Origin of the sequence: Amycolatopsis sp. NPDC051071 (genome assembly GCF_040682875.1) — a bacterium.
In the GTDB taxonomy this organism is placed as follows: domain Bacteria; phylum Actinomycetota; class Actinomycetes; order Mycobacteriales; family Pseudonocardiaceae; genus Amycolatopsis.
Map to the genome: position 1 here is coordinate 21,054 of NZ_JBFBBY010000105.1, position 7,031 is coordinate 28,084.

General features: G+C 68.1%; 5 protein-coding genes. 3 read left to right on the forward strand and 2 right to left on the reverse strand.

The features are described 5' to 3' along the window. Nucleotides 1–79: 79 nt before the first annotated feature. Nucleotides 80–1,699: an ATP-binding cassette domain-containing protein gene (locus AB0M65_RS28140; protein ID WP_364033807.1), complete on the reverse strand. Its 1,620-nt coding sequence runs from the start codon at nt 1,697–1,699 to the stop codon at nt 80–82. Between the two features lie 97 nt (nt 1,700–1,796). Between AB0M65_RS28140 and AB0M65_RS28145 the strand changes: the two genes are divergently transcribed. Together AB0M65_RS28145 and yidC are read left to right on the forward strand one after the other, a co-directional pair. Further along, nucleotides 1,797–2,153: a DUF6412 domain-containing protein gene (locus tag AB0M65_RS28145; RefSeq protein WP_364033810.1), complete on the forward strand. Its 357-nt coding sequence runs from the start codon at nt 1,797–1,799 to the stop codon at nt 2,151–2,153. A gap of 69 nt (nt 2,154–2,222) precedes the next feature. Further along, complete coding sequence (yidC, locus tag AB0M65_RS28150; protein WP_364033813.1) at nt 2,223–3,062, forward strand: membrane protein insertase YidC; 840 nt, start codon at nt 2,223–2,225, stop codon at nt 3,060–3,062. Nucleotides 3,063–3,215: 153 nt separating this feature from the next. Here yidC and AB0M65_RS28155 read toward each other — a convergent pair whose 3' ends face one another. Continuing rightward, on the reverse strand, nt 3,216–5,510 hold the full coding sequence (locus tag AB0M65_RS28155) for an excinuclease ABC subunit UvrA (RefSeq protein ID WP_364033816.1): 2,295 nt from the start codon (nt 5,508–5,510) through the stop codon (nt 3,216–3,218). 67 nt (nt 5,511–5,577) lie between these two features. On the opposite strand from AB0M65_RS28155, the gene AB0M65_RS28160 reads away from it, so the two are divergent. Continuing rightward, nucleotides 5,578–6,537: a YafY family protein gene (locus tag AB0M65_RS28160; protein ID WP_364033819.1), complete on the forward strand. Its 960-nt coding sequence runs from the start codon at nt 5,578–5,580 to the stop codon at nt 6,535–6,537. Nucleotides 6,538–7,031: the final 494 nt, after the last annotated feature.

Sequence of the window (7,031 nt, forward strand, 5' to 3'; positions counted from 1 at the left end):
CTCCAGCTTCCCTCTTCGCCGACGGTGGGCAACTCGCGGTATCGGCACGCGGTGCGGCGGAATTGAATCACACGCGACGTCACCGCGCCCGCTGGACCGGCCGTTCGTCCCAGACCGGCTCGGTGGTCTCGCGCACCTTCCCGTCGGTCCCGAACACGAGGTACCGATCGAAGGACCGCGCGAACCACCGGTCGTGCGTCACCGCCACCGTGGTCCCTTCGTACGCCTCCAGTGCCTGCTGCAATGCTTCCGCCGAAGCGAGGTCGAGGTTGTCGGTCGGCTCGTCGAGCAGCAGGATGGTCGCGCCGCCGATCTCCAGCAGCAGGATCTGGAACCGCGCCTGCTGGCCGCCGGACAGCTTCTCGAACCGCTGGTCGCCCTGGCCGTCAAGTTCGTAGCGGCGCAGGATGTTCATCGCCGGACCGCGGCCACGCGCGTGCTCGATCCAGAGGATGTCGACGAGCGTCCGCCCGAGCAGTTCGGGATGGGCGTGCGTCTGCGCGAAATGCCCGGGGACGACCCGGGCGCCGAGCTTCCACAGTCCGTCGTGCGCGACGTCCTCACCGGCCAGCAGACGCAGGAAATGCGACTTGCCGGAACCGTTCGAGCCGAGCACCGCGACCCGCTCGCCGTAGAAGATCTCCAGGTCGAACGGCTTCATCAGACCGCGGAGTTCGAGGCCCGCGCAGGTGACGGCGCGGACGCCGGTCCGGCCGCCACGCAGCCGCATGGTGATCTTCTGTTCACGTGGGGGAGCGGCGGGTGCTCCCGCTTCCTCGAATTTCCGCAGCCGGGTCTGCGCGGCGTGGTAGCGGGACGCCATTTCGTCGCTGCGTGCGGCGTACTGGCGCATGTCGGCGACGAGTTTCTTGAGCTGGGCGTGCTTTTCGTCCCAGCGGCGGCGCAGTTCCTCGAAGCGTTCGAACCGTTCCGAGCGTGCCTGGTGGTAGGTGCCGAAGCCGTCGCCGTGCACCCAGACGTCGCTGCCGGCGGGCCCGGGTTCGACGCTGATGATCTTCTTCGCCGCCCGCGCCAGCAGTTCCCGGTCGTGTGAAACGAACAGGACGGTCTTCTGGGTCTCCCGCAGCCGCTCTTCCAGCCACAGCTTGCCGGGGACGTCGAGGTAGTTGTCCGGCTCGTCGAGCAGGAGCACGCCGGAACCGCCGAGGAGCAGCGCCTCCAGTACCAGCCGTTTCTGTTCGCCGCCGGAGAGGGTGCGCACCTCCCGCCAGCGTGCCTTCTCGTACGGCAGGTTGAGTGCCGCCGTCGTGCACTTGTCCCACATCACTTCGGCTTCGTAGCCGTGGGCGTCACCCCAGTCGCCGAGCGCTGCGGCGTAGGCCATCTGCGCGGCCTCGTCGTCGCGCTCCATCAGCGCCAGTTCGGCCTCGTCGACAGCGACGGCGGCGGCGCGCAATGCGTCGGGGGACACCGAAACGAGCAGGTCACGCACGGTCCGTTCGTCGCGGACCGACCCGACGAACTGCGGCATCACCCCGAGCCCGCCGCTGATGGTGACCGAGCCGCCGTCGGGTTCGAGTTCGCCGGAGATCAGCCGGAGCAACGTCGTCTTGCCCGCCCCGTTGGCGCCGACCAGCGCGCAGACACTGCCTTCACCGACACGGAACGAGACGTCGCCCAGGAGCATCCTCCCGTCGGGAAGGTAGTACTCGACGTGCGCGACTTCCACATGACCCATGACGATATCCAGACTCTCGTTCCCCGGCCTTCGACAGCCTGCCGTCGAACGCGGAAACCCCGCAACGCAATATCGGATTCTTCGGTAAAGTGGCGACGTGGAGCGAACCCTCTTCGGTATGCGGCTCAAGCTGGTGCTTGCGCTGTTCCTGCCGGAATTGTTCGTCGTCCTCCCGGTCGTCGGCGGAAGCAACCCGCTGAGCCTGGTCACCGCGCTGACAGCCTCCGTGGCGGTCGCCAATCCGCTGGGTCTCGCCGCCGCGCTGGCGGCGTCCCTCACCGCCATCGTAGTCACCCTCGCCCTGCACTTCCGCCTGGAACCGGCGGCCGGGGCGATGCGGGTACGCGCGATCAGCCTGCGCGAACGCGCGGAGTGGTTCGTGAGCCTGCGTGATCCCGACGCGCGCGGCCGCATCCGTTCCCGGGCTCCGTCACCGGGCATCGCGGCTGCCTGACTTCTCCTCGTTCGAAGGTGAGGCAGTCGCTCCTGCCCGCGTACCTTCAAACGACGGAGTGACCACTTCATGTTCGATGTCTTTCTGTACCCTGTTTCCGCCATTCTCTGGTTCTGGCATCAGGTTTTCGGCGCCGTGTTGAGTCCCGATTCGGGTGTGGCCTGGGTGCTGTCCATCATGTTCCTCGTCTTCACCCTGCGTCTCCTGCTGGTCAAACCCGCGCTCAGCGCACTGCGGGCGGGCCGCCGCACGCAGGCACTCGCCCCGCGGATGCGGAAGCTCAAGGAGAAATACGGCAAGGATCGCCAGCGGATGGCGAAGGAGATCCAGAAACTCCACGCCGACAACGGTTCCAGCCCGCTGGGTGGCTGTCTCCCGGCGCTGATCCAGCTGCCGGTCTTCCTGTCGCTGTACTGGGTGCTGCGTGATTTCACCCCTGGCGCCCAGTCGAACCACGTCTTCGACCGCGAAGGCGTGCAGTCCTTTTTGAACGCGGACCTGTTCGGCGCGAAACTCGGCAACTGGCTTTCGCAATCGGCGGCCGAGCTGGCCGCGTACGGCACCGGCCACGCCAAGATGATCGCGGTCGGGGTGCCGTTGATGCTGATCGCGAGCCTGGCGACGTTCCTCTCGATGCGTGCGGGCCTCGCCCGGCAGACCGCGAGCGCCCCGCAGGCGGCGGGGATCGCCAAGCTGATGATGTACCTGGCGCCGCTCGGGATGCTGGTCTCGGGTTCGTTCTTCCCGGTGCCGATCGGCGTGCTGCTGTATTTCCTGGCCACCAACGTGTGGACCCTGGGACAGCAGCATTTCCTCACCAAGGTCGTCGACAGGGAAGAGGAGACGCGGACGATCGCGAAACCGAAGGTGGCTGGGCCGCGACCAGGTCAGAAACCCCGGCGTGGCTAGGGCGTGTCTGGCCTGGATCACGACGATTCCCGGCACGAACTGTTCGGTACCGGCGTGTCGGGCGGCTCCTGATCGGGAATCATCTCGCTCTGCCTGGGAACTGTTCCCGGGCGGGTGGGTGTTCCCGGCGCCGGTCCGGCGCCGGGAACGCGTTCAGTGTTTCCGCAGGTGACGGCCGGTGATCGACGCCGGTTCCTCGGCGAGAGCGGCCGGCGAGCCTTCGAACACGACGGTCCCACCGTCGAAACCCGCGCCCGGTCCGATGTCGATGACGTGGTCGGCGTGCGCGATCACGCGCTGGTTGTGTTCGATGAGGACAAGGGTCGCCCCGGCGTCGACAAGGTCGTCGCACAGGACGAGCAGCCGGTCGACGTCGCTGCCGTGCAGCCCGGCGGTGGGTTCGTCGAGTACCAGCCGCAGGTCCTCGGCGGGGCCCGCGTCGGCGAGGTGGCGGGCGAGCAGCAGTCGTTGCCTTTCCCCGCCGGACAAGGTGTCCAGGCTCTGCCCGATGGTCAGGTAGCCGAGCCCGACCCGGTCCAGCCAGGTCAGCCGGCGCGCGATGGGGGAGTCGTCGCCGAACAGGGTGGCGGCGTCCGCGGGGTTCATCGCCAGCACGTCGGCGATCGTATGGCCGTCCAGCGTCGCGGCGAGCGCGTCCGGGTTGAACCTGGTGCCACCGCAGGCGTCGCAGGCGGTCTGGACGTCGTCGAGGAACGCCAGGTCGGTGACGATCACACCCTTTCCCTTGCAGACAGGGCAGGCACCGCGGCCGTTCGCGCCGAACCACGACGAAGGCAGTCCGGTGGCCTTGCCGAAGGTGTCGCGGATCGGTTCGGCGACGCCGAGCACGGTGGCGGGGGTCGACCGGATGCCGCCGCGCAGCGGTGCCTGCTCGACGACGACGAAACCGGGGTACTGCCGGGGAAGTTCGCCCGCGATCAACGTGCTTTTACCGGAGCCGGCGACGCCGGAGACGACAGTCAGGACGCCGAGTGGCACGTCGACGGTGATGTCCCGCAGGTTGTGGCTGCCTGCCCCCTCGATCGTCACGGTTCCGCGCGGGGAACGGGTTCGCTTCTTGAAGTCGAGCGGCGCGCGGAGGACACGGCCGGTTTCGGTGCCGGTCGAGGTGAGTTCGCCCGGCGTGCCTTCGAACTGGACGCGGCCGCCGTCGACACCGCCGCCTGGTCCGAGGTCGATGACGTGGTCGGCGGCGGCGATGACCGCGGGATGGTGCTCGACCACGAGGATCGTGTTGTGCGCGTCCCGGAGCTTCGCCAGTAGTTCGAGGAGCCGGTGCACGTCGTGTGGATGCAGGCCCGTGCTCGGCTCGTCGAATACGTAGCAGACGTCACTGAGGGCGCTGCCGAGATGGCGGACGATCTTGACCCGCTGGGCCTCGCCGCCGGACAACGTCCTCGACTCCCGGGACAGCGTCAGGTAACCGAGCCCGACGGATTCCAGCGCGTCCAGCCGTTCCCGCAGCGCCCGCAGAAGCGGTGCCACCGACGGATCGCGCACGGCCGCCACGAGGTCCCGCAGGTCGACGAGCGGCAACGCCGACCAGTCCGCGATGGACCGGCCGTCGATCAGGCTCTTCCTGGCCGCTTCGCCGAGGCGGGTGCCGTCGCAGTCCGGGCAGGTGCCGCGGCTCACGACGTCGGCGAGCCCTTCCTGTTCTTCGGCGGTGAGCCGCGACGGCGTCTTGCGCAGGTAGGACTCCCGCAGTCGCGGGATGACGCCGTCGAAGGTGCCGTGTTTGGGATACTCGGGGCCGGGATCGTCCAGGGCGAGCCCTTCCGCGTACAGCAGGGTGTCGATCTTCTTCGCCGGTAATCGTCCTAAAGGGACACTCGGATCGACGAGTCCCGAGTGGACCAGTCGTTTCCACCGGTAGGTCCCTGGTGCGAAGGTCGGGAACCGCACGGCACCGTCATGCAGGCTTCGTGAGCGGTCGAGCAACCGGTCGAGGTCGATGTCGTCGACCACGCCGAGCCCTTCGCAGCGTGGGCACATCCCGCTGGGGTCGTTGAACGAGTAGGCGGGCGAGAACCCGGCGCTCGGCTCCCCGAGCCGGGAGAACAACAGGCGCAGCAGGGGCGCGATGTCGCTCGCCGTGCCGACGGTGGATCGCGCGTTCCCGGTGAACCGCCGCTGATCGACGATCGTGGTGAAGACCAGCCCGTCGATCCGGTCGACGTCGGCAGGCGGATGCTGGGGGAGCCGGTTCCGGACGAACGACGGATAGGTCCCGGTGACCAGGCGTTCGGCCTCGGCGGCGATCGTGTCGAACGCCAGCGACGACTTCCCCGATCCCGACACGCCGGTGAACACCGTCAGCCGATGCTTCGGCACCCGCGTCGACACCTCGCGGAGGTTGTGCGTCCGCGCACCTTCCACCGTGATCCACTGGCCACGTTCGGTCCTCGACCCTTGAACTTCGGACATGGGATCAGGCTACGATCAGATGTGGCCGGTTTCCGGCCACAATTATCAGCGCTGGCCGGGAGGCGCCATGACCGCACCAAGGGAACGGATGCTCCGCCTGCTGTCGCTCCTGCAGACCGGACGGCAATGGACCGCGGTCGAACTCGCCTCGGCGATGGAAGTCCCTCCCCGCACCCTCCGCCGCGACATCGATCACCTGCGTAACCTCGGCTACCCGGTGGAAAGCAGCCGCGGTCCCGGCGGCAACTACCGGCTCGTCGCCGGCGCCGCGTTACCGCCGCTCATGCTCGAACACGACGAAGCGATCGCCACCGTGCTCGGCCTGCGCCTCGCAGCCGCCGGGGGAACCGGCATCGACCTCACCGCCGAGTCCGCGGACCGCGCGGCCGCGAAACTCCGTCGCATCCTCCCGGCGGCCCTGCGCCGCAAGACCGACGAAGTCCTCGCCGCGATCGAGTTCGCCCAAGGCGACCGGCCGTCGGTCACACCGGACATCCTCGGTGTGCTCGCCGCCGCGATCGCGGCCCGCCGGTGCCTCGAGTTCGAGTACACCGCGAAGGTCGGGACGTCATCCCGGACCGTCGAGCCGATGCGCCTGGTGCAGCTCGGGCGGCGCTGGTATCTCTACGCCTGGGACCTCGACCGGCGGGACTGGCGGAACTTCCGTCTCGACCGGATCGACGGGCCGAGGATGACCGAAGTGGCGTTCGAGCCCCGCACTCTCCCGGTCGACGACGTCGCCGGACATCTCGAAGAACGCTTCAACAGCCCGAAATCACTGCGGATCGTCCTCACCCTGCACGTCGGCGCGCGTGAAGCGGCGGCTCGCCTCCACCGCGTCGACGGGACTCTCGAAGCCCTCGACGACCAGCGCTGCCGGTATGTCGCCTACGTCGACTCCTTTGAATGGCTGGCCGTCGTCCTGACCGTTACCGACATCGACTTCACAGTGGACGAGCCCGCCGGATTCCGAGACCACCTCGCACGCACCGGGCGACGTCTGCTGCGGGCCACGGAATCCGGGTAGCGGGTCCTGCAGTTCGTAGGTGATCTGCGACGAGCTGTGCTGGGACCGTTGGCGGCGCTTCCGTGGTGGCGGCAACACAGCAAGATCCGTATCGCGGTTATGTCTGCGACGGTGACAGCCGATGGACAGGCGAGTCCATGCGAGATTGGTGGCGTGACCGTGGCCGTTTGATGAGTATCTGGAATCGCTTCTGCCCGAATGGTCGACCAGCGACAGGCCTGACGAGCGGGAAGCTGCCCATGGGCTTAGGGACTTCGCCGCTTACATCGCTGCGGGGCTCAACGCGGATCTCCGGAAGCTCTGGGCTACTACCTGATCTCCGGTGAGCACTGATGACGATCGGACGATCGGCTGTCCGGTACCTGGGTGGACTCACGACCCCTGGGCCACCGCCGGTTGCGCGGGCAGGTCGAGGAGCCCGTCGCCGGTTCGGTGGCGGGCTCCTCGGGTGCTGTGCGGGTCAGGTGATGGCGCGGTGGAGGATGTTGCGTCGG

What these genes read in the sequence shown, in the direction of transcription:
- AB0M65_RS28140 (WP_364033807.1), bottom strand. Translation starts at nt 1,699, where the DNA reads ATGGGTCATGTGGAAGTCGCGCACGTCGAGTACTACCTTCCCGACGGG.
- yidC (WP_364033813.1), top strand. Translation starts at nt 2,223, where the DNA reads ATGTTCGATGTCTTTCTGTACCCTGTTTCCGCCATTCTCTGGTTCTGG.
- AB0M65_RS28155 (WP_364033816.1), bottom strand. Translation starts at nt 5,510, where the DNA reads ATGTCCGAAGTTCAAGGGTCGAGGACCGAACGTGGCCAGTGGATCACG.
- AB0M65_RS28160 (WP_364033819.1), top strand. Translation starts at nt 5,578, where the DNA reads ATGACCGCACCAAGGGAACGGATGCTCCGCCTGCTGTCGCTCCTGCAG.